This is a genomic window from Marinobacterium marisflavi (assembly GCF_982447095.1).
The window spans coordinates 2694828-2721026 of record NZ_OZ457898.1 but is presented as its reverse complement, the minus strand read 5'-3'; the positions used below and the strand labels follow the sequence as shown (position 1 = coordinate 2721026).

The 26199-nt window shown below is 52.7% G+C and carries 22 protein-coding genes and 1 tRNA gene; 20 read left to right on the top strand and 3 right to left on the bottom strand.

The window, feature by feature from the left end; translation table 11 throughout:
* Window positions 1-37: 37 nt before the first annotated feature.
* The 3 genes from AC1WNR_RS13395 (at window position 38) to AC1WNR_RS13385 (ending at window position 2957) form a co-directional block, all read left to right on the top strand.
* A complete protein-coding gene (locus tag AC1WNR_RS13395) occupies window positions 38-853 on the top strand; it encodes a phosphate/phosphite/phosphonate ABC transporter substrate-binding protein (RefSeq protein ID WP_481644996.1) in 816 nt (271 codons plus the stop codon).
* The gene (locus tag AC1WNR_RS13390; RefSeq protein WP_481644995.1) at window positions 853-2478 is read left to right on the top strand and encodes a sensor histidine kinase; all 1626 of its coding nucleotides are present in this window, start codon (window positions 853-855) and stop codon (window positions 2476-2478) included. Before AC1WNR_RS13395 ends, AC1WNR_RS13390 begins: the two co-directional genes overlap by 1 nt.
* A 125-nt stretch (window positions 2479-2603) precedes the next feature.
* A complete protein-coding gene (locus tag AC1WNR_RS13385) occupies window positions 2604-2957 on the top strand; it encodes a PAS domain-containing protein (RefSeq protein ID WP_481644994.1) in 354 nt (117 codons plus the stop codon).
* 85 nt (window positions 2958-3042) lie between these two features.
* Here the strand turns inward: AC1WNR_RS13385 and AC1WNR_RS13380 are convergent, their stop codons facing one another.
* On the bottom strand, window positions 3043-3990 hold the full coding sequence (locus tag AC1WNR_RS13380; RefSeq protein ID WP_481644993.1) for a GGDEF domain-containing response regulator: 948 nt from the start codon (window positions 3988-3990) through the stop codon (window positions 3043-3045).
* Between the two features lie 106 nt (window positions 3991-4096).
* Window positions 4097-4173 (bottom strand) — tRNA-Arg (locus AC1WNR_RS13375).
* A 377-nt stretch (window positions 4174-4550) separates the two neighbouring features.
* Between AC1WNR_RS13375 and acs the strand changes: the two genes are divergently transcribed.
* Complete coding sequence (gene acs / locus AC1WNR_RS13370) at window positions 4551-6503, top strand: acetate--CoA ligase (RefSeq protein ID WP_481644992.1); 1953 nt, start codon at window positions 4551-4553, stop codon at window positions 6501-6503.
* A 185-nt stretch (window positions 6504-6688) separates the two neighbouring features.
* Window positions 6689-7351, top strand: coding sequence for a response regulator transcription factor (locus AC1WNR_RS13365; protein WP_481644991.1), 663 nt, complete (start codon window positions 6689-6691; stop codon window positions 7349-7351).
* 172 nt (window positions 7352-7523) lie between these two features.
* Here AC1WNR_RS13365 and AC1WNR_RS13360 read toward each other — a convergent pair whose 3' ends face one another.
* A complete protein-coding gene (locus AC1WNR_RS13360; protein WP_481644990.1) occupies window positions 7524-11444 on the bottom strand; it encodes a hybrid sensor histidine kinase/response regulator in 3921 nt (1306 codons plus the stop codon).
* Window positions 11445-11839: 395 nt separating this feature from the next.
* Here AC1WNR_RS13360 and AC1WNR_RS13355 point away from each other — a divergent pair, with 395 nt between their 5' ends.
* From AC1WNR_RS13355 to AC1WNR_RS13285, 15 genes are all read left to right on the top strand, one after another.
* Window positions 11840-12100, top strand: coding sequence for a DUF4212 domain-containing protein (locus AC1WNR_RS13355; protein WP_481644989.1), 261 nt, complete (start codon window positions 11840-11842; stop codon window positions 12098-12100).
* Between the two features lie 11 nt (window positions 12101-12111).
* Entirely contained in the window at window positions 12112-13827 is a 1716-nt protein-coding gene (locus tag AC1WNR_RS13350) for a sodium:solute symporter family protein (RefSeq protein WP_481644988.1), read from the top strand.
* 294 nt (window positions 13828-14121) lie between these two features.
* Window positions 14122-15945, top strand: a complete 1824-nt coding sequence (locus tag AC1WNR_RS13345) for a DUF294 nucleotidyltransferase-like domain-containing protein (protein ID WP_481644987.1) — start codon at window positions 14122-14124, stop codon at window positions 15943-15945.
* A 51-nt stretch (window positions 15946-15996) separates the two neighbouring features.
* Window positions 15997-16620, top strand: a complete 624-nt coding sequence (locus AC1WNR_RS13340; protein ID WP_481644986.1) for a 3'-5' exonuclease — start codon at window positions 15997-15999, stop codon at window positions 16618-16620.
* Window positions 16621-16860: 240 nt separating this feature from the next.
* Complete coding sequence (locus AC1WNR_RS13335; RefSeq protein WP_481644985.1) at window positions 16861-17016, top strand: hypothetical protein; 156 nt, start codon at window positions 16861-16863, stop codon at window positions 17014-17016.
* A gap of 361 nt (window positions 17017-17377) precedes the next feature.
* On the top strand, window positions 17378-18022 hold the full coding sequence (gene ccmA / locus AC1WNR_RS13330; RefSeq protein ID WP_481644984.1) for a cytochrome c biogenesis heme-transporting ATPase CcmA: 645 nt from the start codon (window positions 17378-17380) through the stop codon (window positions 18020-18022).
* Window positions 18015-18707 carry a heme exporter protein CcmB gene (gene ccmB, locus AC1WNR_RS13325; protein ID WP_481644983.1) on the top strand — a complete coding sequence of 231 codons (693 nt, stop codon included), beginning with the start codon at window positions 18015-18017 and terminating at the stop codon, window positions 18705-18707. Before ccmA ends, ccmB begins: the two co-directional genes overlap by 8 nt.
* A 5-nt stretch (window positions 18708-18712) precedes the next feature.
* Entirely contained in the window at window positions 18713-19468 is a 756-nt protein-coding gene (locus AC1WNR_RS13320; RefSeq protein WP_481644982.1) for a heme ABC transporter permease, read from the top strand.
* A gap of 52 nt (window positions 19469-19520) precedes the next feature.
* The gene (ccmD, locus tag AC1WNR_RS13315; RefSeq protein ID WP_481644981.1) at window positions 19521-19700 is read left to right on the top strand and encodes a heme exporter protein CcmD; all 180 of its coding nucleotides are present in this window, start codon (window positions 19521-19523) and stop codon (window positions 19698-19700) included.
* On the top strand, window positions 19697-20158 hold the full coding sequence (gene ccmE, locus AC1WNR_RS13310; protein WP_481644980.1) for a cytochrome c maturation protein CcmE: 462 nt from the start codon (window positions 19697-19699) through the stop codon (window positions 20156-20158). The genes ccmD and ccmE overlap by 4 nt, the downstream gene beginning before the upstream one ends.
* A complete protein-coding gene (locus tag AC1WNR_RS13305) occupies window positions 20155-22128 on the top strand; it encodes a heme lyase CcmF/NrfE family subunit (protein ID WP_481644979.1) in 1974 nt (657 codons plus the stop codon). The genes ccmE and AC1WNR_RS13305 overlap by 4 nt, the downstream gene beginning before the upstream one ends.
* The gene (locus AC1WNR_RS13300; RefSeq protein WP_481644978.1) at window positions 22121-22654 is read left to right on the top strand and encodes a DsbE family thiol:disulfide interchange protein; all 534 of its coding nucleotides are present in this window, start codon (window positions 22121-22123) and stop codon (window positions 22652-22654) included. The genes AC1WNR_RS13305 and AC1WNR_RS13300 overlap by 8 nt, the downstream gene beginning before the upstream one ends.
* Complete coding sequence (locus AC1WNR_RS13295; protein WP_481644977.1) at window positions 22654-23127, top strand: cytochrome c-type biogenesis protein; 474 nt, start codon at window positions 22654-22656, stop codon at window positions 23125-23127. Before AC1WNR_RS13300 ends, AC1WNR_RS13295 begins: the two co-directional genes overlap by 1 nt.
* Window positions 23127-24374, top strand: coding sequence for a c-type cytochrome biogenesis protein CcmI (gene ccmI, locus AC1WNR_RS13290; RefSeq protein ID WP_481644976.1), 1248 nt, complete (start codon window positions 23127-23129; stop codon window positions 24372-24374). Before AC1WNR_RS13295 ends, ccmI begins: the two co-directional genes overlap by 1 nt.
* Before the next feature lie 43 nt (window positions 24375-24417).
* Window positions 24418-26190, top strand: a complete 1773-nt coding sequence (locus tag AC1WNR_RS13285) for a cell division protein ZipA (RefSeq protein ID WP_481644975.1) — start codon at window positions 24418-24420, stop codon at window positions 26188-26190.
* Window positions 26191-26199: the final 9 nt, after the last annotated feature.

The following is a 26199-nucleotide window of genomic DNA, read 5'->3' as shown; positions in this document are numbered from 1 at the left end:
ACAGGGCTAATTTTTGAAGACTGGAGTGGAAGCGAAAATGAAGAAGTTGCTATTTATGTTGTTAGCTTGGGCCGCTCTGCACGGGCAAGTACAGGCTCAAACGTTGACGATAGGCATAGTGCCACAGCAGTCGGCGACGGTATTAGCCGCTAACTGGTCACCGATTCTGCAGTATCTGAGAGAGCGTACAGGAATTGAGCTTCATTTTGCGACTGCTGCGGATATTCCGACCTTTGAGAGGCGGTTGTTAGCGGGCGAATATGATATTGCCTATATGAACCCGTATCACTTCACTTTCTTTAACCAGCATCGCGATTTCAGTGCGATGGTGCGCCGTGGTGATGCATCCATCCAGGGGATTATAGTGGTGCGCAAAGATAGTGAGATTCAATCACTCCAGCAGTTGGACGGGCAGAAGTTGGCGTTCCCATCACCGGCTGCCTTCGCCGCATCAGTTGTACCGCGTGCTGAGATTGCCAAACAGGGGATAAATATTGAGCCGGTCTACGTCTCGTCTCACGACTCTGTCTACCTCAACGTTTCGAAAGGCTTCTTTATTGCCGGTGGTGGTATTGGACGCACTTTTAGTGCGACGAATCCGCAGGTGAATGAACAGTTGCGTGTCCTTTGGAAAACACAGCCCTACACGCCGCATGCGATCGCCGCGCATCCGCGTGTCGATTCAGCAACAGTAGCCAAGCTTACCGAAGCGTTGGTGGATATGGCTAACACAGCTGAGGGCAAAGCGCTGTTGGAGCCGCTGAAGATCAAGCGTTGGCAAGCCTCTGAAAACGCTGACTGGGATGATGTTCGTTCGCTCGGTATCACTCTACTGGACTCATTGATTGAATAATGAATCTCATTCGTAACTCGATTCGTGTCAAGACCATACTGGGCGTCGCCCTGATCGAGGGTGTGCTGCTGTTATCGCTGGTCTTCTTGATGTTGGGTTACATCAAAGACTCAAACTATGAAGCGCTTGAAACGCGTGCAGAGACCACTTCACGACTTTTCGCCGCGACGGCGAAGGACGCTGTATTGAGCTATGACCTCGCTACACTCTTTGCAATCGTTAATGAGGTGATGACCAATCCGGGTATTAAATATGCACGTGTGCTGAACAGCGATCGCCAGGTCCTCGCTGCGTCGGATGCAGCAGAGGAGCTTCTACCGGAGACTGACTCCAGTATGCATGAAGTGAACGACGGTGTATTCGATGCGCAAACCGTTATTCGTGAGGGTGGTCAAACCTACGGCTACGTCCAACTGGGCTTTAATACTGACCCGATTGAGCAGGTGATTGGTAATGCGGAGCGTTGGAGCTTCACGATCGTGCTGCTAGAGATGATGCTGGTGGCGCTGTTCTCGTTCATGCTTGGCCGTTTTCTTACGCACAAACTCGGTGCGTTACGCGATGCGGCTGAAGCCGTTGGCGCGGGCGATCTTACGCGGCGAGTGGAAGTGCCTGGCGAGGATGAGATCGATATCGTAGGCAAGGCGTTCAACCAGATGACGCGGGCGGTAGAGAGCTCTCATTTGCAGATGAACCAATTGACTCATGAGTTACGAGATCTCAACGAAACGCTCGAAGATAAAGTACGTCTGCGCACCTATGAGTTACAGAAGTTGAATCGTGAGCTTGAGGGTGCGATCGAGACTATCCAGAACGCACAAACGCAGTTACTTGAATCGGAGAAGCGGGCGACTATCGGTGTGCTGACAGCTGGCGTAGCGCACGAAATCAATAATCCGCTGGGCTTCGTGATGTCGAATTTGGGTACATTGAAAGAGTATCAGGACTCGCTGGGTAAGCTGACAGCTCGGTTGCTGGATGCACATTCTGGAACCTCACCGCTTTCTGAAACGGAACTTCAAGATCTGTTAGATGAGATGGATTACGAGTTCATTACGGAGGATCTTGCCGAGCTCTATGTCGATACCCGCAAGGGTCTTGATCGCGTCAAGGTGATTGTCGAGAAGATGACAGCAATTCAGTCCGGCCAGTCAACATCGCCTGCACGTGTGCATACTGCTGACGCTGTTGATGAGGCGCTACAGCGGCTTCAGCGTTCGGGCCAGTATGCGGCGAAGGTTGAGGTACCTGAAAAGCAGCCAGCCGATGTGCTGGGCTCCTTTGATGCACTGGTAGAGGCGTTGAATACGGTGTTGGTGAATGCCTGTCAGGCTGTTGAGGGACGTAATGACGCCAGGGTTGCTCTGGAATTTGAAGTGCATGATCAGCGGATGCAGATACTGGTGAGTGACAACGGGGCAGGTGTGCCCGAAGAGAATCGTGACAAGATATTCGACCCCTTCTTCACAACTCGAGACGTCGGTTCGGGTACAGGTTTGGGGCTCTATCGCGCGCGTATGCTAATTGAAGCGGTAGAGGGTGAACTATGCCTAGACGAGGCCTTTACTGGAGGCGCTCGGTTTTCGATACGTTTGCCGTTGGCAGACAGCAAGGAAGAGCAGTAAAGAGCCTGATACAGATCAAAGATAAACCCCTGCAGGCTTTGCGGGAATCGCGATTGGCGACTATATATTAGTGCGTGCAAGACTGCGCCCCGACTGAGAGCCGCCGCGACTAGAAGGGCAAGAGAATGCGTAGAAACCTTCCTGTTACTCAGAATGAAGTCCAGTTTCCTGAAGGCAAAAAACTCATATCCTCAACGGATCTGCAGGGCAATATTTTGCACTGTAACGACGCCTTTGAGCAGATCTCTGGCTACAGCCGCGATGAGTTAATTAGCCAGCCACATAACCTCATCCGACATCCTGATATGCCGCCTGAAGCCTTTCAGGTGATGTGGGACACACTTAAGGCTGGCAGCCCTTGGATGGGTCTGGCCAAGAAGCGTTCTAAGAACGGTGATCACTACTGGGTAAAGCGGGTGATAGTTCGCAGGGTATTCTGGTTCTGCAGGGAATCTCGCAGCACTTGCATGAGTTGGTAGTGCGCTTTAAAAAGAGATCAGGCTACCGAGCTGAGAATCAAAAAAGGCAGCCATCGGCTGCTTTTTCTCTATCTGAACAACTCGGTCAGTCGGCAATCTCGTAGCGATCACCGCCTGCGCTCTGTACTTTAGCTAGTGCCTCGCTGGCCTTCTTGTAGACACCATCAGCGCTCGCACCCACAGCGATAGGCGCTGCTGCCAAGCTAACGGTGAGGTCAACTGGGTGGTTGCGCACTAAGAAGGTACGCTCAGTCATGAATCCGCGGATACGCTCGATGACGGTATCGATGCAATCCTCTTTGGTGTACTGGTTGATGATGATCGCGAACTCATCCGCCTCAACGCGCGCAATCAGGTCGCCTGAGCGCAGGTTGCAAGTCAGCATGCGACCCACAAGCTTGAGTATGTCATCACCTGTTTGAGGGCCCACTTCATCATTGATCTTAGCGAAGCCGTCAACGTCCATGAGAATGAGATAAGAGGCAGCCATACCAGTCATTAGCGTGCCGCACTCAGCTTGGCTCTCAAGCTGTTCAAGAAACGCCGTACGGTTCAGTAGACCAGTCAGCCCATCGGTAGTAGCCAGCGAGGAGACTAGCTTCTCGTAGTGCTTGCGCTCATCTTCCCGCTGTTTCAAAGAAATTTCAGAGGCGACGATCTCGAGAAGTTCTTCGTTGTCCCAAGGCTTCTGCATGTAGCGGTGGATCTTGCCGTCGTTGATCGCATTGATGGTCGACTCTAGATCAGCGTAGCCTGTTAGCAGAATGCGGACGGTGTTTGGTGCAATGTCAGCGGCCTTGGTCAGAAATTTGTCACCCGACATCTCCGGCATGCGCATATCGGAGATAAGCAGATCAACCTCGTTCTGCTCTAGATAGGCGAGAGCTTCCGCTGCTGAGGTATGGCACTGAACCTCGTAACGGACGTTTTCCAACAGACGACGCAGCGATTTCAGCACCGCCTCTTCATCATCCAGACAGAGGATGCGAGAGGTCTGCGCGCGTTCCGTATAACGAGTGTCATCAAAGGCCATCTTTACTCTCTTTTCTAGGCAGAATTCGTAAGAAATATATGACCACTATACTGACCGTATCGGACCATAAATTCAATAGCTACAGGAGAGTAAAGAGGTGTTGGTGTGGCGCCCCAGAAACGATTCGAACGTTCGACCTGCCCCTTAGGAGGGGGCTGCTCTATCCAGCTGAGCTACTGGGGCACAGGGCGATTTTAGCGACTTGAGGTCCCAGTGCAAGCTGTACCGGCTGGAAAGAGGTTTAGCGTAGCAGAAGTAAGAGATTGTTCGGGCGTTCTGCAATTGCGGTTGCGTCGACATTATAGTTGTTTTTACGTACCTCTTCGGCGAGATCATCAAACTCGCTCGCTTGCACGAGGGTGGTGTAGATCTGAGTGGGTTGTAGCGAACCCACCCTGAACTTTGGTTATAAAAACGCCCCAAACCTACCAATGTCTAATTCTTAGGCGCTAGGTCTTACAGGTATAAATTACGGCTGAGATATTTTCTTAGTAGTTGCACTCCATCTGTGTAGTTGTCAGATCGCAGCTAAAGTCATCAATTCAAAGGGACCGACCGGAATGAACCACCCTATCTACCCAGTTACGCCAGAGTGGGCAGCAAATGCACACGCAGACGAAGCTAAATACATGGAGATGTACCAGCAGTCAGTCGAAAACCCAGAAGCTTTCTGGGCCGAAGAAGCTAAGCGCATCGACTGGTTCAAACCCTTTACCAAAGTTAAAAACACTTCGTTTGAAGGCGATCTGGATATCAAATGGTTCGAAGATGGCACCACCAACGTGGCTCACAACTGTCTGGACCGTCACCTCGAAACACGCGGTGACCAGGTAGCGATCATCTGGGAAGGTGATAACCCAGAAGAGAGCGAAAAGATCACTTACCGCGAACTGCACGAGCGTGTCTGTCGTTTCGCGAACGTACTGACTGCTCAAGGTATCCAGCAGGGCGACGTGGTTACCCTCTACATGCCAATGATTCCTGAAGCGGCCGTGGCAATGCTGGCTTGTGCTCGCGTGGGTGCAGTGCACTCAATCGTCTTCGGTGGCTTCTCACCAGACGCACTGGCAGCACGTATTGAAGGTGCTAATTCTAAGCTGGTTATCACTTCGAACTACTCACTGCGTGGCGGTAAAGTTGTTCCGCTGAAAGACAACGTTGATAAAGCCCTCGACAAGTTCCCAGCAGCCGCTGCGCTGGTTGAGAAAATCGTTGTGGTTAAGCGTGTTGAACAAGATGTTGCTTGGACTGAAGGTCGTGACATCTGGTGGGAAGAGCACTGTGCGGCTGCATCGGCTGAGAACACTCCAGCTGAGATGAGCGCTGAAGCGCCACTGTTCATTCTCTACACCTCAGGTTCTACCGGTGCACCTAAGGGTCTGAAGCATACTACAGGTGGTTACCTGGTTTGGGCGGCAATGACTCATCAGTACGTGTTCGACTACCAGGAAGGCGACATTTACTGGTGTACAGCTGACGTGGGTTGGGTAACGGGTCACAGCTACATCGTTTACGGTCCGCTGGCGAACGGTGCTACAACACTGATGTTTGAAGGTGTGCCTAACTACCCAGATAACAGCCGCTTCGGCCGTGTTATCGAGAAGCACAAAGTTAACCAGTTCTACACTGCACCTACCGCAATCCGTGCACTGATGCAGAAAGGCGACGACGTACTGGGCGATGCGGATCTCTCATCACTGAAACTCTTGGGTTCAGTCGGCGAGCCAATCAACCCAGAGGCTTGGGAGTGGTACCACCGTATCTTCGGTAACGGTAACTGCCCAATCGTTGATACCTGGTGGCAGACCGAGACTGGCGGCATCATGATCGTGCCTCTGCCAGGTGCCACTGCAGCTAAGCCGGGTTCGGCGACACGTCCATTCTTCGGTGTGCAGCCTGCGCTGCTCGATAACGAAGGCAAAGAGATCGAGGGTGCTGGTGAAGGTAACCTGGTTATCAAAGACTCTTGGCCTGGCCAGAGCCGCTCTATCTGGGGCGACCATGACCGCTTTATCCAGACCTACTTCTCAAGCTTCAAGGGTTACTACACCACAGGTGACGGCGCGCGTCGTGACGAAGATGGTTACTACTGGATTACTGGTCGTGTCGATGACGTAATCAACGTATCGGGCCACCGTATGGGTACTGCCGAGATCGAATCATCTCTGGTAGAGCACAAGACTGTTGCTGAGGCCGCAGTTGTTGGTTACCCACACGATATCAAAGGTCAGGGTATCTACTGCTATGTAACTCTGCAGGCTGGCACTGAGCCAACGGATGAGCTGGCGGTAGAGCTGCGTAACTGGGTACGCTCGGACATCGGTCCTATCGCATCGCCAGACCACATTCAGTTCGCGCCAGGTTTGCCGAAGACACGTTCAGGTAAGATCATGCGTCGTATCCTACGTAAGATCGCAGAGGACGATTTCGGTGCGCTGGGTGATACTTCAACGCTGGCTGATCCAAGCGTAGTTGATGACCTGATCGATAACCGTAAGAACCGCAAGAGCTAAAACTACACCGGTGATTAGCATCCTGTAGTTTTACAACAAAAAACCCCAAGCTTTGGCTTGGGGTTTTTGCGTTTATAATGCTTTTTAACTGGCTTGGTTGCGGACTTTCTATTAAGTTATAACCAACGAGGCCTAAAAACCTGATTCAAAATAAGAATCTACAGAAAAAGAACATGGAGTTTCGAATGCAGCTCGCTCAAAAAATCATCATTGCTGACGACCATCCGCTGTTTCGTGCTGCACTACGCCAGGCGGTAACCTCGGCAGTTCCCGGTGTTGAGATTATTGAAGCGGACACGCTGGAGTCCGTGCAGCAGAAGGTCGACGAAAACGTTGATGCGGATCTGGTGTTGCTGGATATCCATATGCCAGGCGCTCAGGGCTTCTCAGGTCTAGTGTTCCTGCGTGGTCAGCACCCCGGTGTACCCGTGATCGTAGTATCAGGCTCAGAAGAGACACATGTGATGAAGCGCGCCATCGACTACGGCGCCTCTGGTTTCATCCCTAAATCATCTCCGCTTGAGACCATTTCTGAAGCAATTGTAGCGGTGCTGCAGGGTGATGAGTGGTTGCCGCAAGAGCTGGAAGATAGCATGGATGATCTGGTGACCGATGAAGATCAGCAGTTTGCTGAAGCTGTTGCGTCACTGACACCACAGCAGTTCCGCGTACTGACTATGCTGACCGAAGGTCTGCTGAACAAACAGATCGCTTACGATCTCAACGTCTCTGAAGCGACCATCAAAGCACACGTTACTGCGATTCTGCGTAAGCTGGGAGTGCATAGCCGTACGCAGGCGGTTATTGCAGCACAGCGTCTGGGTGTTGAGCCGCCAAAGACCTCTTAAAGAGCCCGCCTAAAGAGACCGCTGAAAATTCGGTCGCGACATTCGCTGCGCGAATATCCCTCTCACAGTTGTGCGTCCGTCCCTCCTGCGGTGTTGTGGGAGGGTTGTTAGGCGGAGCCGAACGACGCGACAAATAAACGGGCCTCGGCCCGCTTATTGTCTTTGCCTGGTTTTATTTCAGTGACTTAGTAATCATCTGCCGCAGTGCGGCGGGCTTAACCGGCTTGTTCAGCAGTTTGGCACCGGCGTTGGCGATCTCTTGCTTGATCTCATCGGTACGGTCGGCGGTGATGACGATGGCCGGTACCGGGTTCTCGAGCAAGGGTTCAATCTGCTCCAGCGCCATCAGGCCTGTGTCGTTCTCACTGAGGTGGTAGTCGGCCAGTATGATGTCGGGTGTAAATGACTCTGCTCGGATAATCGTCTCAGCTTCTACAGCGGATAGTGCGGTGCGAACCTCACAAGACCAGCCTTTCAGTAGGGCAGACATACCCTCGAGAATCTTCGGCTCGTTGTCGATTACCAGCACCTTGATACCGTTGAGACCCTTAGACTTGATCCAGCCGCGGCTCTCAGGGGCAGCCCTCTCAGCCTTGTTTGGGTCGCCCAGAGGGACGTCAACGCTGAACACCGTTCCCTCCATCGGCCATGAGCGAACATTCAGATCATGCGCGAGCATCCTTGCGATACGCTCTGTAATCGCTAGCCCCAGTCCAAGCCCCTGAACCTCTGAGTGACGCGGATTATCAATGCGTTTGAACTCTTCAAACACCTCGCCGATCTTATCCGGTGCAATGCCGACGCCTGTATCCCAGACTTCCAAACGCAGTTTGTTACCGATGCGACGTGCGCCCAGCAAAACTTTACCCTGAGTGGTGTAGCGAATTGCGTTGGAGATAAAGTTCTGCAGGACTCGGCGCAGCAGGGTCTGATCGGAGTAGACCACCTGTTTACAAGCGACAGACTTGAACTCCAGGTTCTTTTTGTCGGCCATCGCTCTGAACTCATTGGTCAGATTGCTGAAGACAGCCTCCAGTGAGAAGTGGCTCAATTTCGGCTCCAGTGCTCCGGCGTCGAGCTTCGAGATATCCAGCAGTGCGGTAATGAGCTCCTCGGCGGAGCGCAGCGCGCCATCTACATTCTCAACCAGTTGCCGGGTCTCCTCCTCATGTGACTTCTGGGTCAGTGCTGAGGTGAACAGACGCGCTGCGTTCAGAGGTTGGAGTAGATCGTGTGAGGCCGCCGCGAGGAAGCGCGTTTTGCCGAGGTTGGCATCCTCTGCATCGGATTTCGCCTGCCGTAGCTCATCCTCCATCAGCGCGCGAATGGTGTTCTCTTTACGTAGCTCTTTGTTTACCAGCTGCAGTGCTTGAGTACGTTCGGTTACGCGCCTCTCAAGGTTCTCATTGGTCTCTTTGATCGCAAGCTCCGCAATGCGGCGCTCCGTAATATCTTGATAGAGCGTGAAGTAACCGAGCACATCGCCATAGTCGCCGATATGCGGAATCATCGTCAGCTCCGCGACGCGGTGACTGTCATCAAGAGTGGGCAGCGGTGCTTCAAAGGAGACACGCTGACCTTGTAAGACCCGTTCTACGTAGGGCTGACGTAGCAGATATTCAGTCTCGGAGAAAACGCTGTGTGAGGGTGTGCCGGCAATAGTGTGGCGATCGAGCTCCATCGCATCAGCAAAGGTTTTGTTGACGAAGAGGAAGTTCTGCTCGGGATCGAGGTAGGTGATCATCACCGGCACACTGTCGGTGTAGATGCGCACATTCTCCTCACTTTCACGCAGCGCCTCTTCGGTGCGTTTGTGTTCGGTGATGTCCATGTAGGTGCTGACGTACCCGCCATCCGGCATTGGGTTACCCCGTACCTCTAACACCTTACCGTCAGGACGGTAGCGTTCGAAATCGTGCTGTGTTCGTGAGCGTAGCATCTCCATGCGCTCCTCAACTAGCTCATCGATACTCTTTGCAGAGTCGCCATACTCACCATGAATGGCGTTGTAGCGGAAGATCTCCTCGATAGGGCGGCCAACCGTGATTAGCTCTTCAGGGAAGTCGAACATCTCTATAAAGCGCTGGTTCCAGGCTACTAGGCGCAGCTTCTGATCAACCACGCTAATGCCCAGTGTGACGTTCTCAATTGTTGACTGCAGCAGCGAGCGGTTGAAACGCAGCGCTTGTGAGGCCTCATCGACGATAGCTACTACATCGCCCAGCTGCATTGATTTGCCGCGCAGCGTCGAGTCCATCACGATACGCGCGGAGGACGCGCCGATAACACCGGCTAGCAAACGCTCGGTAAATTGGATTAGGTCTGGATGGGCGCGCTCAGACGGCGGGCTGGGATCTTCGTTGCGTTGGATCGCGAAGTCGTTGAATGCCTGCTGCGTGCGGCGGATGCCTAGGAAGCGCTCAGCCAGCAGTTGTAGGTCGCTGACAGTCACCGGGGTGGTCTGGCGTCCCGGTTCGGAGTTAGGGTCGCGCTGGCTATCGACGTAGGCACTCGCCTGTATGCGGTCTACAAGGCGCGCTGACAGCAGCTTAGAGCCGAGGATGTAGAACAGTGTATTAAGGCCAAGACTCCAGATAACGCCGTGGGTTAGAGGATCCAGCGTGTTCAGGCCGAATAGCGTGGTTGGTGCGAGCCACTCTGGTGCAAGAATGACCGGGTCGAAGGCGTCAGGGATCAGCTTAGCGCCTGATAGCGCCGGTATAACCAGGGTGTAGACCCAGAGCGCAAACCCTGCACTCAGACCAGCAATCGCACCGTAGCGATTACCTTGAGTCCAGTAGACCGCACCTAAAATAGCGGGCAAGAACTGCACAGCAGCGACGAATGCAAGCAACCCGAAGGATGCAAGAGAGCCCTGATCACCAAGGATGCGGTAGTAGAAGTAACCCATCAACAACAGACAGAAGATGGTGATACGTCGCACACTTAGTAGTAGTGAGCCAAGATCACGTGTCTCCGCCAGGCGTAAACTGGGGATCCTCAACAGAATTGGGATCACAATATCGTTACACACCATTGTCGCCAGTGTGATAACCGCCACAATAACCATGGAGGTAGCGGCTGAGAGTCCGCCGATAAAGACAAAGGAGGCGAGGTACTCATGTCCCGCGGCGAGTGGCAGACTGAGAACGTAAGAGTCTGCACCGAGTGGGTGATACGGTAGGTAGGTGTTACCCGCTGTTGCGATCGGCAACACGAAGAGTGCCAAGGCCATCAGATAGAGTGGGAACAACCAGCGTGCCATGCGCAAGTTGCCGGTTCGAGTGTTCTCGACAATGGTGACGTGGAACTGTCGCGGCAGACAGATAGCTGCACCACAGGCGAGAATAATCTCGGTGATAAAGCTGCCCTCCGTTAGCGGACGGTTGAAGTTGGCCGCTGCGTCTAATTCATTACGAACAGCTGCAACTGTACTCTCTAAGCCACCGAACATCTCAAAAGTTACGAACAGGCCGACGGCCAGGAAGGCGGCCAGTTTAATGATCGATTCGAAAGCGACCGCAAGTACTAGGCCTTCATGATGCTCCGTCGCATCAATGTGCCGGGTGCCGAACAGGATCGCAAATACAGCCATCATCAACGCGACGACCAGCGCTGTATCGCTACCGGCACTGAGGGTCTCTGTGGCGCCGGGGGCAATCGCGTTGTAACTCACTGCCACGGCTTTGAGCTGTAGCGCGATGTAGGGGATAGTACCGAGGACTGCGATTGTCGTTACCAGAACGGCAACGGTCTGACTCTTGCCGTAGCGTGACGAGATAAAGTCAGAGATGGTGGTAATGTTCTGCTGTTTACTGACGCGGTTGATCTTCTCTAAGACTTGCCAGGCGAAGATAAAGACAATGGCAGGGCCGATATAGGTTGCCAGGAACTCCCAGCCGCTGGTCGATGCGCGTCCAACGGCACCATAAAAGGTCCATGAGGAGCAGTAGACTGCCAGCGATAGCGAGTAGATGAATGGGTTTCCAGCCCACTCTTTACCGACACGGCTCTGATCACCCAAATAGGCGATGGCGAATAGCAGCCCAAGGTAGCCAACGGCCAGCAGTGTGATAGTTAAACCTGAGAACATGTGGGCTCCTATAAGTCGGCTCGCCAGAGTCGATACCTCATTCTAACCCTTTGAAGTCACTGTGCAAAAATCTGTTTTACTCGGCGTTTTCAATAGAGAAAGAACAGACATAAGTTGTAGAAGTGTATATAAGGCGTATCTTATATTGCTGTGCAAACAATGACTTAGACAAGTTCTTATATTCCCTATACGTTGGTCTAGCTTGTTCTGTTATTACCCTTTCCGTACCCTCGCACCTACGTTCTCCATATCCTGGTATGGACGAGTTTCTAACTAATTGAGTGTTTAGCAATCAAATACCACTAAGGTCGTACACCTGTTCGGGTGAGCTGCCGGTATGATGCGCCGCTCGTTTAGTTATAAAAGTAAAATCAACAACATAAGGGTAAGGTGCTATGTCACTGAGCAACGAAAATGCACAGGCTTACTGGAGTGAGAACCTGCGCATTATCACCACTTATCTGACGATCTGGTTTGTAGTCTCTTACGGCTGCGGCGTGCTGTTCGTCGATGCACTGGATCAGATCCAGTTCTTCGGTTTCCCACTGGGCTTCTGGTTTGCACAGCAGGGTTCTATCTTCACATTCGTCGGTTTGATCTGGGCATACGTGTTCAGCATGAACAAACTCGATGAAAAGTACGACGTTCACGAGTAAGGGGATAGAAGATGAGTCTTGACGTATTAACCTTCCTCTTTGTAGGTGGCTCCTTCGCCCTCTACATCGGTATCGCGATCTGGGCACGTGCCGGATCAACTAAAGAGTTTTATGTTGCGGGCGGTGGTGTACCACCTATCGCTAACGGTATGGCGACTGCTGCTGACTGGATGTCTGCTGCTTCGTTCATTTCATTGGCGGGTATCGTATCTTTCGTTGGCCGCGACGCATCAGCTTATCTGATGGGTTGGACCGGTGGTTACGTACTACTGGCGATGCTGCTGGCACCTTACCTGCGTAAGTTCGGCAAGTTCACCGTGCCTGACTTCATTGGTGACCGTTACTACAGCAACACTGCACGTACCATCGCAGTTATCTGTACGATCATCATCTCCTTCACCTACGTAGCGGGTCAGATGCGCGGCGTCGGTATCGTATTCTCACGTTACCTGCACGTAGACATCAACACCGGTGTAATCATCGGTATGGCGATCGTATTCTTCTACGCTGTACTTGGCGGTATGAAGGGTATCACCTACACCCAGGTTGCTCAGTACTGTGTACTGATTCTGGCGTTCATGGTTCCTGCGATCTTCCTGTCTCTACAGGTTACAGGCCACCTCCTGCCACAGACTGCACTGGGTGCAACTTTGGATGGCGGACAGTCAGTACTTGCAACGCTTGACCAACTCTCCGTAGAGCTTGGATTTGCGCAATACACGGCCGGTTCCAAAACCACGATTGACCTGTTCTTCATGACGTTCGCTCTGATGGCGGGTACTGCGGGTCTGCCGCACGTAATCGTACGTTTCTTCACTGTACCTCGCGTTAAAGACGCGCGTGCATCTGCAGGTTGGGCGCTGATCTTCATCGCTATCCTCTACACTTCTGTACCAGGTGTTGCCGGCTTCGGTCGTGTAAACCTAATTCAGACTGTAAACGGTACTGCGGAAACTGCTGCTTCTGGTGTGGCCAACACAGGTGTTAAATACACCGAGATCCCTGAGTGGTTCTCTCGTTGGGAGAACACTGGTCTGATCAAGTGGGAAGACAAAAACAACGACGGTGTAGTTTTCTACAGCAAAACTGATGAGAACGAGCTGACTGTCAACCGTGACATCATGGTACTGGCTAACCCAGAGATCGCTCAGCTTCCAAACTGGGTAATCGCTCTGGTTGCTGCGGGTGCGGTTGCTGCGGCACTGTCTACAGCGGCGGGTCTGCTGCTGGTAATCTCTACTTCGATCTCGCATGACTTGATGAAGAAGACGCTCAAACCTGATCTAACAGAGAAGGAGGAGCTGCTCTACGCACGTGGTGCTGCTGTTGTCGCGATTCTTGTGGCCGGTTACTTCGGGGTGAACCCGCCAGGATTCGTGGCGCAGGTGGTAGCACTTGCATTCGGTCTGGCAGCTTCGTCTGTATTCCCAGCAATCCTGATGGGTATCTTCAGCAAGCGCATGAACACTGCAGGCGCGGTAGCAGGTATGGTTGCAGGTATCGCTGTAACTATGGCTTACATCGTCTACTTCAAGTTCATGGGCGGTACGTCTGATCAGTGGATCATGGGTATATCTCCAGAAGGCTTCGGTACTGTAGGTATGATCCTCAACTTCATCGTTGCTAAGGTTGTATCTTCTATGACTGCTGAACCACCAGCTGAGATTCAGCAGATCGTTGAAGATATTCGTATTCCACGGGGTGCAGGTGCAGCTTCTAGCCACTAAGCATTGCTGAATACTCGACCGAAAGGCGCATCTCTCCCGATGCGCCTTTTTTTTGCTGGTGAAATTAATGTGCATAGTGCATCCGCGTAGTACTTCTCAGACACGCCGTGAATCCATCCATGGAGGCTTCGTGATCGCGTCCGTGCGATCAAGAGTCTGAGAAGCACTACGCGGACGCTCCAGCCTACGAATGTATTGCCAAGTCTCCCAAAATCATTGACTTGGGTGGGTGCAGAACGGGTGTGTATTGGTCATACTTGGGTGAGTGCTTAGTGGTGTTTTTGGAGTGTGGGGATGCCTGATTCTTTTAAGATGTCGAACTTGCCATTCAGTCTGTTGAATGAGCGGGAGCAGAAGTTTCTGCGTTCGAATTTGGATTTGGGTTATTACCAGAAAGGTGAGGCTATTCTGCAGGCGCCTGAGCTCTCTGAGGGGGTTTATGTCGTCTATAAGGGGCGTGTTGCTGAGGTGGATCCCGATGCCGAGGACGGGATTGAGCACGTCTTTATGCACTATGAGAACGAGGACTACTTTGGCGGTTGGAGTGCGATACACGGCACAACTATCCATAACTTCATCGCTGAAGAGGAGACGATCTGTCATATTCTGCCCACGGCAGCGCTCCTGGAATTGATGGCAACCAATGCCGATTTTGCGGACTACTTCCAGCAGAACTTAGCCGCTAAGTCGCAGATAGCCGCGCAGCAGGGTGAAAGTCAGGATATGGCGGAGTTCATGCTCGCCACTATATCTGATGCGACTCTGCGTGATCCGCTGATTGTTAATGAGGGGACTTCGATCGCTGAGGCGACTGCGTTGATGCGCGAGACGAAGTCTGACTGTGTATTGGCGCGCAAAGGCTCACGTGTGGGGATGGTGACTGGCACTGATCTGCTTGATGCTGTGGTGCTGGAGGGGCAGGCGCTCGATACTGATGTATCGGAGATTGCCAAGTACCGTCTGATAACGACACATCCTGAGGACTATCTGTTTAATGTACTGGTGCTGATGACGCAGCAGCAGATTGAGCGTGTGGTGGTGATGGATGGTGCGACGCTGGTCGGGATCGTGCAGCTGACTGATGTCCTCTCTTACTTTTCGAGTCACTCGCATGTTATTGGCTTGCGTCTTGAGCGAGCGAGTACGGTTGAGGATCTGCGCGAGGCGGCTAAGGGAATCAACGCGTTGATTAAAGCCCTCATCTCTACCGGTGTGCGCATTCGTTTCACTATGGATCTACTTGCGGCAATGAACGGTCGTATCATCTCCAAGCTGTTCGATCTGATTGTGCCCGATGACCTGCAGCCGCATATCTGTTTGATTGTGATGGGGTCTGAGGGGCGTGGCGAACAGATTATGAAGACTGACCAGGATAACGCGATCATCTACCGTAACGCGCTTATTTGGCCCGATATGGAGAAGGTGATGCAGAAGTTTAGTGAAAAGCTAATCTCTTTCGGTTTCCCTCCGTGCCCCGGCAATATTATGGTCTCCAACCCCTATTGGGTGAACTCGGTCGATGACTGGACGCAGAAACTTCAGGATTGGTCTCTCAGCAATGATGGTGAGGATCAGATGAATCTCGCTATAGCAGTGGATGCTAAACCGGTAGCGGGCAACGTGGCACTGTTCAAGGTGGCGCGTAACTGGTTCCTGCGTAATCTGCGCAATAACGATATCTTCTTCTCTCACTTTGCACGCGCCGCAATTGAGTTTGATACGCCGCTGACCTTCTTTGGCAATATAAAAGACAAAGGTGAGTTGGATATTAAAAAAGGCGGTATCTTTCCGATTGTCCATGGCGTCAGAACTTTGGCGCTGGAGCATCGCATTCTTAAAACCAACACCTATGAGCGGTTAGAGTTGCTGCAGGAGATGGGTGTGCTGGGTGAGCAGGAGTCGAAGGATCTGTGTGAGGCGCTTGGGCTGTTTATTAACATTCGGCTACGTCAGCAGCTGCGACGGGCGGACGAAGCCGAGAGCGGTGTAGACCCAAGGCCTAATATCATTGAGCTAGGTAGTTTGAATAAAATGGATAGAGATTTGCTGCGTGATGCGTTACAGGTGGTTAAAGGGTTTAAAAAGAGTCTCACTAGTCGATATCATCTGAGCAGCTAAGCAGGGAAAGCATAGCTCATTGGGAATTCAACTGATCTAGGAGTTTAGCAGTTGTTACGCGCGATCCGCCGATTTAAAGATAGACGTTCGCAGAAAGATGGCCCTTGGGCCCATCTATTTGAGACGTACGAAGGGAACGAGGTTGTATCACTTGATCTCGAGACAACCAGTCTGGATGTGAACAAGGCATCAATCCTCTCTATTGGTGCCGTGCGCATCAGCGGCAAGCGTGTGAAGACCAGCGATCGTCTAGATATCGCCCTCAAACCGCCAGCTGATCTTACAGCCGAGTCTATTAAGATTCACAAGATTCGAGCACAGGACTTGGCAGAGGGTATAGAGCTGCGTGAGGCGCTTGAGCAGGTGTTGGAATTTGTCGGTAATCGTCCTATCTTAGGTTACTATGTTAAGTACGACATTCGTGTCCTGAGCAAGTACCTGCGTCAAGAATTTGGCTTTGATCTACCCAATAGAGCGATTGAGCTTTCACATGTGTACCACGATATCATCAAGTGGAAGCATGTGGGTGGCGATGTGGACCTTCGTTTCGATACTATCGCATCAAAGCTCAATATGCCGATAATCCAGCGTCACACTGCTTTGGGCGACGCGATTACTGTGGCGTTGATGTACGTACGCCTTACGCACGGTGACTCTTCTCAGCTGACAAGCTAGCTTCTTTTCTCGGCACTTTTGCTCTTCTGGTATTTTTCTGCAAAACCCTTTTGGGTGATCTGGCGCTGTCACGTCAGCGTCAAATTGTTGAAAGTGATGCAGAACCTGTTTTCCGGGCACCAGATTCATGTATTTTCCTATCAGGAGATACCGGAAAATCGTCTTTTTTACGATCTTATCGACGGTTGTAGGTCAGTAAACCCCTAATGAATACAGTCTCTTAGCCGATAAGGGTTAGTGATGAAAGTGAAGCGAATATTTACCTTGGATATGAAGAGTGTCGTGCGCCAAGTGCATGACAACGGTAATGAGTTGGAACGCCTGCTGCCCGATGATACGGAGGTTGCGCAGCGTCAAGACCTGATCAGTTGCGCAGTTTTTCTAAGGCAACAATGACTGCGTTTACGGCGCGATAGTGATAACGCTTCGCCCCATATCAGCTCTGTGCGTCCGCTGTGATAACGCAGATGACCGCGCAGCACACCCACCATATCGAAGTTAACTCGCAAGTATAACCAGTTAAATTTCAGAACGGATTCAGAGCTAGAGCCTCTGTATGTGCCGGCGGTCAAACGTATATACCTGTAACGAAAACATCATTGGTCTCAGTCACCTGACTGTTAGAAGTAATAAGGTTATAATCGGCCGCTAGTTTTGGTTAGCGGCTGGTATAAGTTTCAGTTTAGTTTAACAACAGCCGTGTTAGATGCGTTCGCGCTCGAATATTTCAGTCTATCGAGTGTGTTTAGGAGTTTATGTGAGCACAGAGTTGCTAAGTGCTAAATCTCTCTTTTGTGAGCGTGATGATCGAATCCTGTTTGAGGGGCTTGATCTGACGTTAAACACAGGCGAGATTCTGCAGATAGAGGGTCGCAACGGCAGTGGTAAAACCACTCTGCTGCGAATTCTGTCTGGCCTTAGTAGCCACTTTGAAGGCGAGCTCTTCTGGCAAGGCGAAGTGATGGGTGAGGTACAGGAGGCCTATCTGGCTGATCTGGTCTACATTGGACACCTGCCAGGCGTCAGTGATCAGTTAACTACTGAAGAGAATCTACGTTGGCACTGCGCTCTGCATCCGTCGCTCGATATAGAGAAGATTGATTACGCGATTGCTCAGGTTGGACTGCGGGGGTTTGAGGACCTGCCGGCCTATCAGCTCTCTGCGGGTCAGAAACGTCGTATCGCTCTGGCGCGGCTTTACATGAGTAACGCCAGGTTGTGGATTTTGGATGAGCCCTTCACCGCGATCGATAAGGTCGGTGTCGCTGCCAAAGAGGCGCTGATGCTCAAACACCTGAGTCGCGGTGGCAGTGTGATACTGACGACCCATCAGGATATGAGTGATCAGATGCCAGTGCGTACGCTGAGCCTGGGCGAGCCGCAGGAGGTTGCTTATGAGTAACCAGCAAACCTCCTTCGCGAAACTCTTTGTACATACCTTTAAGCGTGATCTGGTGCTGGCGTTTCGACGCAAGAGCGAGCTGGTCAACCCGCTGATCTTCTTCCTAATTGTGGTAACCCTTTTTCCTATTGGTGTCAGCCCTGAGCCTCAGTTTCTGGCGGAGTTAGCCCCAGGACTTCTGTGGGTAGCGGCCTTGCTCTCGACCCTGCTGTCGATGGAGTCGCTGTTCAAAGCGGATTTTGATGATGGCTCACTTGAGCAATTGCTGCTCAGCCCGCAACCGCTGTTTATGGTGGTGTTGGCTAAAGTGAGCGCGCACTGGTTGATGTCGGGGCTAGCGCTGACGCTGGTTGCTCCGATCCTCGCGGTCATGCTGTTTCTACCAGCCGAGGGTATGCCAGGCCTTATGCTAAGCCTTCTACTTGGTACGCCAACCCTATCGCTGATTGGTGCGATTGGCGCAGCTTTGACGGTCGGACTGCGACGGGGTGGCGTATTGATCTCTTTATTGGTTCTACCGCTCTACATACCCGTATTGATCTTCGGGTCTAGCGCAGTGCAAGCTGCGATCACTGGTTTGCCGTTGGGTGGTTATTTTGCTCTTTTAGGTGCGCTCCTGGCGCTGGCTTTGGCGCTCGCGCCGCTGGCAACGGGCGCGGCTCTACGAATTTCGGTTAGTGGATAGACGTTATGGCAGTTAAGTGGTTACCGCGTTGGTTCTTTCAGTTGGCTTCGCCGCGCTGGTGTTATCAGATCACCGGCATGCTAATTCCCTGGTTTGCAGTGATCTCCATCGCACTCGTGGTGGCCGGGACCGTTTGGGGCTTGGCGTTTGCGCCGGCAGATTATCAGCAGGGTAACAGTTTCCGTATCATCTACCTGCATGTTCCGGCAGCCATCTTGGCACAGTCCTTCTATATGTTGATGGCGCTAGCCGGTGCAATCGGCCTAATCTGGAAGATGAAAGTTGCGGATATGGTGGCTAAATCAGTCGCACCTATCGGCGCCTCGTTAGCGGTTCTGGCGCTGCTGACCGGTGCGATCTGGGGTAAACCGACCTGGGGTTCTTGGTGGGTTTGGGATGCGCGTCTCACCTCCATGTTGGTGTTGTTGTTCCTCTACCTGGGCGTGATCGCACTGAACTCGGCGATAGAGAGCGAAACAACGGCTGGGCAGGCAACGGCAGTCCTATCGCTCGTCGGACTAGTAAATATTCCGATCATTAAATACTCAGTTGAGTGGTGGAATACCCTGCATCAGCCTGCAACCTTCAAACTGACAGAGAAACCGGCGATGCCCCCCGAGATGTGGGTGCCGCTGCTCGTTATGGTTATCGGCTTTTATACCCTCTTTGGTCTAGCGCTGATGTTACGTCTACGTAACGAAATACTGCAGCGTGAGCGTCGCGCCTCTTGGGTGCGCGAACTGTTGAGTGTTAAGGCATAAGTCAGCTTGACCTCTTAGGGTGAGCGTAAATCTTTATAGGAAGTAGGAAATCATGGCGTTTGAGAGTTTTGCGGATTTCTTGAATATGGGCGGCCACGGGCTCTACGTCTGGCTCTGTTATGGGCTTGGTCTGCTGATTATTGTTATGAACTTGCTGTTGCCGATGCAGCAGTCGAAACAGGTGATTCGTGAGCTGCGCCGTCGTCTACGTCGTGAGGAGGGATCCGCATGAATCCAAAACGTAAAAAGCGATTAATGATCGTCCTATTTATCTTGGGCGGTGCCGGTACAGCGATCGGTCTCACGCTCTATGCTCTGAGCCAAAATATTAACCTTTTCTACTCGCCGACTCAGATCGCTAACGGCGAGGCTCCCCTCAATACCCGTATCCGTGCTGGTGGCATGGTTGTCGATGGCAGTGTGATACGTGACCCAAATAGTCTGCGCGTTGAATTCGCTGTGACCGATTTCGAGAACTCTGTTCCTATTGTTTACTCCGGTATTCTGCCTGACCTCTTCCGTGAGGGGCAGGGCATAGTGGCTCAGGGTGAGATGGATTCCGACGGTAAGCTTCAGGCTGTAGAGGTGCTGGCAAAGCACGATGAGAACTACATGCCGCCAGAGGTTGCGGAAGCTTTGGAAAAAGCCGGTAAGATGCCAAAACCTGAAGGACAGGAGTTCAACAAGTGATACCTGAACTTGGAACCTATGCGCTGGCGCTAGCACTCTGCCTCAGCGTGCTACTAGCGATCATACCGATGGTGGGTGCTCAGGTGGGCAATCTGCTGTGGATCAGTTTCTCGAGGCCACTCGCTTCCGGGATCTTTGCGTTTACCGCAATCAGCTTTGTGATTCTAACCTACGCTTTTCTGACTAATGACTTCAGTGTGAGTTATGTTGCCAATAACTCGAATACCGCGCTGCCGTGGTTCTATCGAATCAGTGCGGTTTGGGGCGGCCATGAAGGTTCGTTGCTTCTCTGGGTGCTTACGCTGGCGGGTTGGACGGTCGCAGTAGCTTGGAAGAGTCGCGATCTTCCGGCTGATATCCTTGGGCGCGTGCTGGGTGTTCTAGGTATTGTACTGACAGGTTTCATGGCGTTTGTGCTGTTTACCTCGAGTCCGTTCGAGCGTCTGCTGGTCGACACGCCCGCTCAGGGGGCTGACCTCAACCCACTATTGCAGGATATTGGCCTGATAATACATCCGCCAATGCTCTACATGGGGTACGTAGGATTTGCCGTCTCCTTTGCTTTCGCTATTGCGGCTTTGCTGAGTGGGCGACTGGACGCAGCGTGGGCCCGTTGGTCGCGCCCTTGGACAAACATTGCCTGGGCATTTCTGACACTCGGTATCGCGCTCGGTAGCTGGTGGGCTTACTATGAGCTTGGCTGGGGTGGCTGGTGGTTCTGGGATCCGGTCGAGAACGCCTCACTAATGCCTTGGTTGGTGGGTACGGCGTTGGTGCATAGCTTGGCTGTGACAGAGAAGCGTGGTGTGTTCAAAAGTTGGACCGTCTTGCTGGCGATCTTTGCATTCTCATTGAGTCTCCTAGGTACATTCCTCGTGCGGTCAGGCGTACTGACTTCCGTTCACGCGTTTGCGTCCGACCCTGAGCGTGGTTTCTTCTTGCTGATGTTGCTGCTGATTACCATCGGTGGCTCACTGTTGCTCTACTCAATTCGTGCCTCTGAGGTTAAAAGCGAATCGAGCTTCAGTCTGGTTTCGCGAGAAACGATGCTGCTGGTGAATAACGTGTTGCTCACGGTTATCTGTTTCACCGTTCTTCTGGGTACGCTCTACCCGCTGTTCGTCGATGCGATGGGGCTGGGCAAACTCTCTGTAGGACCTCCATACTTCAACGCGTTAACGGTTCCGGTAGGTGCGCTGTTGATGTTCTTCCTCGGTATTGGCGCCGTCACACGTTGGCGCCGGCAGGATCTTGGTAGTCTAGTTAAGCAACTGATCCTTCCCTTTATCGCTGCAATAGTGGTCGGTTCCGCGGCACTCACCTTCCGCACCGAGGGGGGCAGTGTCGGGACATATGTGGGCGTAATCTTGGCGTTCTGGCTGCTGTTTATGGCCCTGACTGATGTTGCAGATCGTGTTCGACGACGCAGCACCTCGGTTTGGGAGAACTTGCGTAAGCTGCCACGCAGTTACTACGGTATGCAGCTGGCCCACCTCGGCGTAGCTGTTCTAGCTGTTGGCATTGCAATGGTTTCGGCGTTCGACGAGCAGCGCGATCTACGCATGGCACCGGGCGATAAAGAGCAGGTCGGCAACTACACCTTTGTATTCGAGGGGGCGGAGCATTACGAGGGGCCTAACTTTGTCTCGGATAAAGGAACACTGCGTGTGTTTTACAAGGGCGAGCCCTACGACGTGATGCACCCTGAAAAGCGCCTCTATACGGCCCGTGGCATCGTGATGACGGAAGCTGATCTTGATCCGGGCCTGTTCCGCGATCTTTATGTTGCTTTGGGTGAGGAGCTAGAGAATGGTGCCTGGGCTATTCGCTTGCAGTTTAAACCCTACGTTCGCTGGCTCTGGTTAGGTGGCTTGTTGATGACCCTCGGTGGAGTGTTGGCAGCGACTGACCCGCGCTATCGTAAGCAGGCGCGCCGTGATAAACAGAGGCTGGAGCCCGCGAATGCGTAAATCGTTATTTTTAATTCCCTTGGCTCTGTTTTTGGGGTTGGGCTTCTTTCTTTGGAAGGGGTTGTACCTCGACCCGCGCGAGCTGCCCTCTGCCATGATCGATCGCCCTATGCCAGCATTCGAACTTCCTTCGCTGACCGAACCCGATCGCCAACTGAGCGTGGCTGACCTCAAGGGCGAGGTTGCGCTGATTAACGTCTGGGCAACCTGGTGTCCGACCTGTAAGGAGGAGCACTCCTTCCTGAACCAATTGGCTCAGCAAGGCGTTGTTATCTACGGTATCAACTACAAAGATGAGCCGGTTAAAGCGACCTCATGGCTGCAGCGTTACCTCAATCCCTACCGTGAAGTGATTCTTGATAAAGAGGGGCGTCTCGGTTTGGATCTCGGAGTCTACGGTGCCCCTGAAACCTATGTTATCGATGCCAATGGCACGATTCGCTACCGTCATGTTGGTGCAGTGGATGCCAAGGTTTGGAAGCAGCTTCAGGCGATCATGCAGGAAGTTGAGGGAGCCGCCAGTTGATGCGATTTCTAGCGCTATTTTCGTTGCTGTTCAGTACGCTTAGCTTCGCTGCGATTGATACCTATGAGTTCAAAAACTCTGCCGATGAGCAGCGCTTTCATGAATTGACCGCTGAACTCCGCTGCCCCAAGTGTCAGAACCAAAACATCGCAGATTCTGACTCGCCGATTGCAAAAGACCTGCGTCGCGAGGTTTACCGCATGGTTGATTCGGGCGCACAGGACACCGAGGTGATCGATTTTATGGTGACCCGCTACGGTGACTTCGTTCTGTATCGCCCCAAGGTGAACTCGCAGACTTGGTTTCTCTGGTATGGCCCATACTTGCTCTTGGGTCTGGGTTTGGTGGTTATTTTGCTGATTGTCTATCTGCGCAAGGCTAATCGCCGCGCACAGCACGGTGCTAAAGATATTGAATTGACGGAGCAGGAGCGCGCGCGACTCGATGCGCTGCTGAACAAGGATACTAAGTAATGATCACTCTCTGGGTTGGCATTGCCGCGCTAACACTTTTGGCGCTGCTGTTTATTTTTCTCCCTGTCATCCGTTACCGCGCAAATGCCGAGGCGAACGCTCAGTCTGAGGCGCGTCAGCAAGACAATTTAGAGGTCTTCCGAGATCGCTTATCAGAGCTTGAACAGGAGCTTGCGAGTGGCTCTATGGCGCAAGAGGAGTTTGACTCACTCAAAGTCGAGCTCGAGAAGAACCTGCTGATTGATTTGGATGGTAAACATCAGACTTTGAAGCAGCAGAGTCTGTCGAAAGCGCAGCTGATGACTGTCGTGCTTATTGCTCTGCTCCTCCCTGTCGCCTCTCTAGGGCTCTATATGAAGTTGGGCAGCTCCGCTGAGGTGGAGTTGGCGATGAACCGCCCGGCTGACCCGTTCAACGGACGGGAGCCAAGTTTCGAAGAGGCATTGGCGCAGCTAGAGACAGAGCTTGAACGCAATCCAAATAACCCTGAGGGTTGGTACATTCTTTCGTCCACCTACATGGGGCAAGGTCGTTATCAGGAAGCGATGGAAGGCTACCGTACCGTGGTCAGCCTGCTTTCGCCTGAAGATGTGCAGTACGCGACCGTTATGGGGCAGTTGTCACAGGCGATGTATTTTGCAGCCGGCGGTATGAGTCCAGAGGTGCGTGAGCAGGTGATGGCGACACTAGAGATTGAGCCGCTGGAAATTACTGCTTTGGGTCTACTCGGAGCCGATGCGTTTGAAAAAGAGGATTTCCGCGCTGCAATCGCGTTCTGGCAACAGGCGCTGATCAATGCTGATCCAGACACGGCTGCATCCATCCATAATGGTGTTCAGAGAGCAGTCGAATCTCTGGCAGCGCGGGGTGAAGATGTAAGTGATATCGAGCTGCCAGCAGTGGCTCGAATTGCGGTGAATCTATCGGTAGCACCGGGCGTTACAGAGGGGTTTGCGCCCGAAACCCCAGTATTCCTGGTTGCACGTTCGCTTGAGGGAGGAATGCCAGCAGCGGCGGTACGCCTGACGTTGGCGGATCTGCCGGTAAGCTTGGAGTTGAGCGATGCTCAGGCGATGGCACCTTCAAACCGTTTGAGCAGCCATGAGCATGTGAGTGTCAGTGCACGCATCAGTAAAAGCGGAAATGTTTCGCCCCAGCCAGGTGATTTGATTGTAGAGATTCAGCCGGTACCGACTCAGGGGCTAGAAACGCCGCTAGAGATGGTAGTATCCGACGTTGTAGAGTAAAGTTAGAGTTAAACGCGCGTACAACTAATAAGGATAGCTATTGATGGATCTTCGCGAGTGGTTAATCCTCGGTGGAGCCCTACTTGTCGCACTGATTCTGTTTGATGGTTGGCGCCGCATCAGCGGCCGTCGACGCCGCCTCAAATTGGATATTGATTCATCCCTGTCAGGGATCGGCGAAGCGGACGGTCGCAACCCCGAACTGCCCAATGGTGGTGCGCGAGTTAAATCGCACCTCGATGAGGACCTGCCCCCAGCCGCCGAGACTGAACTACCTAACTCTCCCGAGATCGATGCGGCCGTCGCCGAGATGAATGCTGATCTCGATCGCGAAGCTTCCATGCTCTCTGGACTCTCCGCTAGCCGCGATGGTAGCGAAGTGTCTGCGCCAACGGATACCGGAGACTTTATCTCCAAGCCGCGCGTCGCCGATGTGGCGCCAGCCGAAGCAAAACGCCTGACAGAAGGTAAGCCCGTTATTGGTGGCGCTCATCTTAGCGCGGGTCAACCTCAGCTTGATGGTACCCAAGACACTGAACTCGAGCCTGCTTCGTTCAGTGCGACCGATCCTGTTCCGACTGATGAGAGCGTTGCTGAGCCCCAGCCAGCCCCGTATGCAGAGTCCGAGAGCCAGATTGAATCCACTTCAGAGCCTGACGTAGATGCGATTGATGCAGAGGCTACTGCAGATGACGACTCGCAAGTTGTAGAGCAGCCAGCAGACGAAACAGAGATTGAAGCCGCTCCAGCAGTTGAAGAAGAGTTGCAAGAAGCCGAGGAGCCTCAGGCCGAGACCGAAATCGAGAACGCGTCAGACGAGCCGGCGCAAGGCACTGAAGCTACTGAGGAGACTCAGACTGCTGAGGTAGCTGCAGAACAGCAGGTCGAGGAGAGCGCTGAGGTCTCTCAAGAAGTCGAAACTGAGGCCGAACAGCAGAGCGAACCGAACAAAGATGCACGCCCTGAGCCAGAACTTGGCGAGATGGAGGACCTCTTTGCAATACCTGACCTAGATTTCGATCGTCCCATTCATGAGATTCTCGATATGGAGTCGGACGACGAGGCGAATCAGGTGCCCGAAACAGCACTGGAGCCTCTAGTTGAAGCTGAGCCCGAGCATCAGGAGCAGCAACCGACAGCCAAGCGTAAACCGCGCAAATCGAAGAAGAGCAAAGCTCAGGCAGATGCCGATCAGCCTCAAACAGATAGCCTGTTTGACACCCTGCTCGATCGAGTTGAGGAGGCTGAAATCTCTGAGGTTGATGATATCGAATCGCTGATACCCTCTTCTGCAGATCAGAGTGATGAGGTGTCAGGTACGCCCGAAGCCGAATCCGTGAGCGGTGAGCGTCAGCCACGCAAACTCGATTTCAGTGATCCCGAGCTAGCGTTGGCAATCTTTGTCGTCGCACCTAAGGGCGCTGCACTAGCGGGCAAGTCAGTTCGTGCTCTCGCTGAGGCCTGTGGCATGGAGTATGGGCAGCAGAACCTGTTCCACCGTTTTGAAGACGCCAGTGATCGCTCACCGATCCAGTTCAGTATGAGTGATGCGGTAAACACCGGTCAGTTCGATCTGGATACCATCGATGACTACCAGACCCCAGCTGTGAGTCTGTTTATGTCGCTGGCCGAAGCGCGTGATCCGATGTACGCCTACGAGTGTATGTTGGCAACGGCAGAGACCTTTGCTAAAAATTTGAATGCTGAGCTGCTTGATAGTGAGCGCTCGGTATTGCGTAACCAAACTAAAGAGCATCTACGCGAACGCGTCAGTGCCTACCAGCTAAAACAGCGATCAAAACGACGCAGCCGCTAGGCGGCTGTG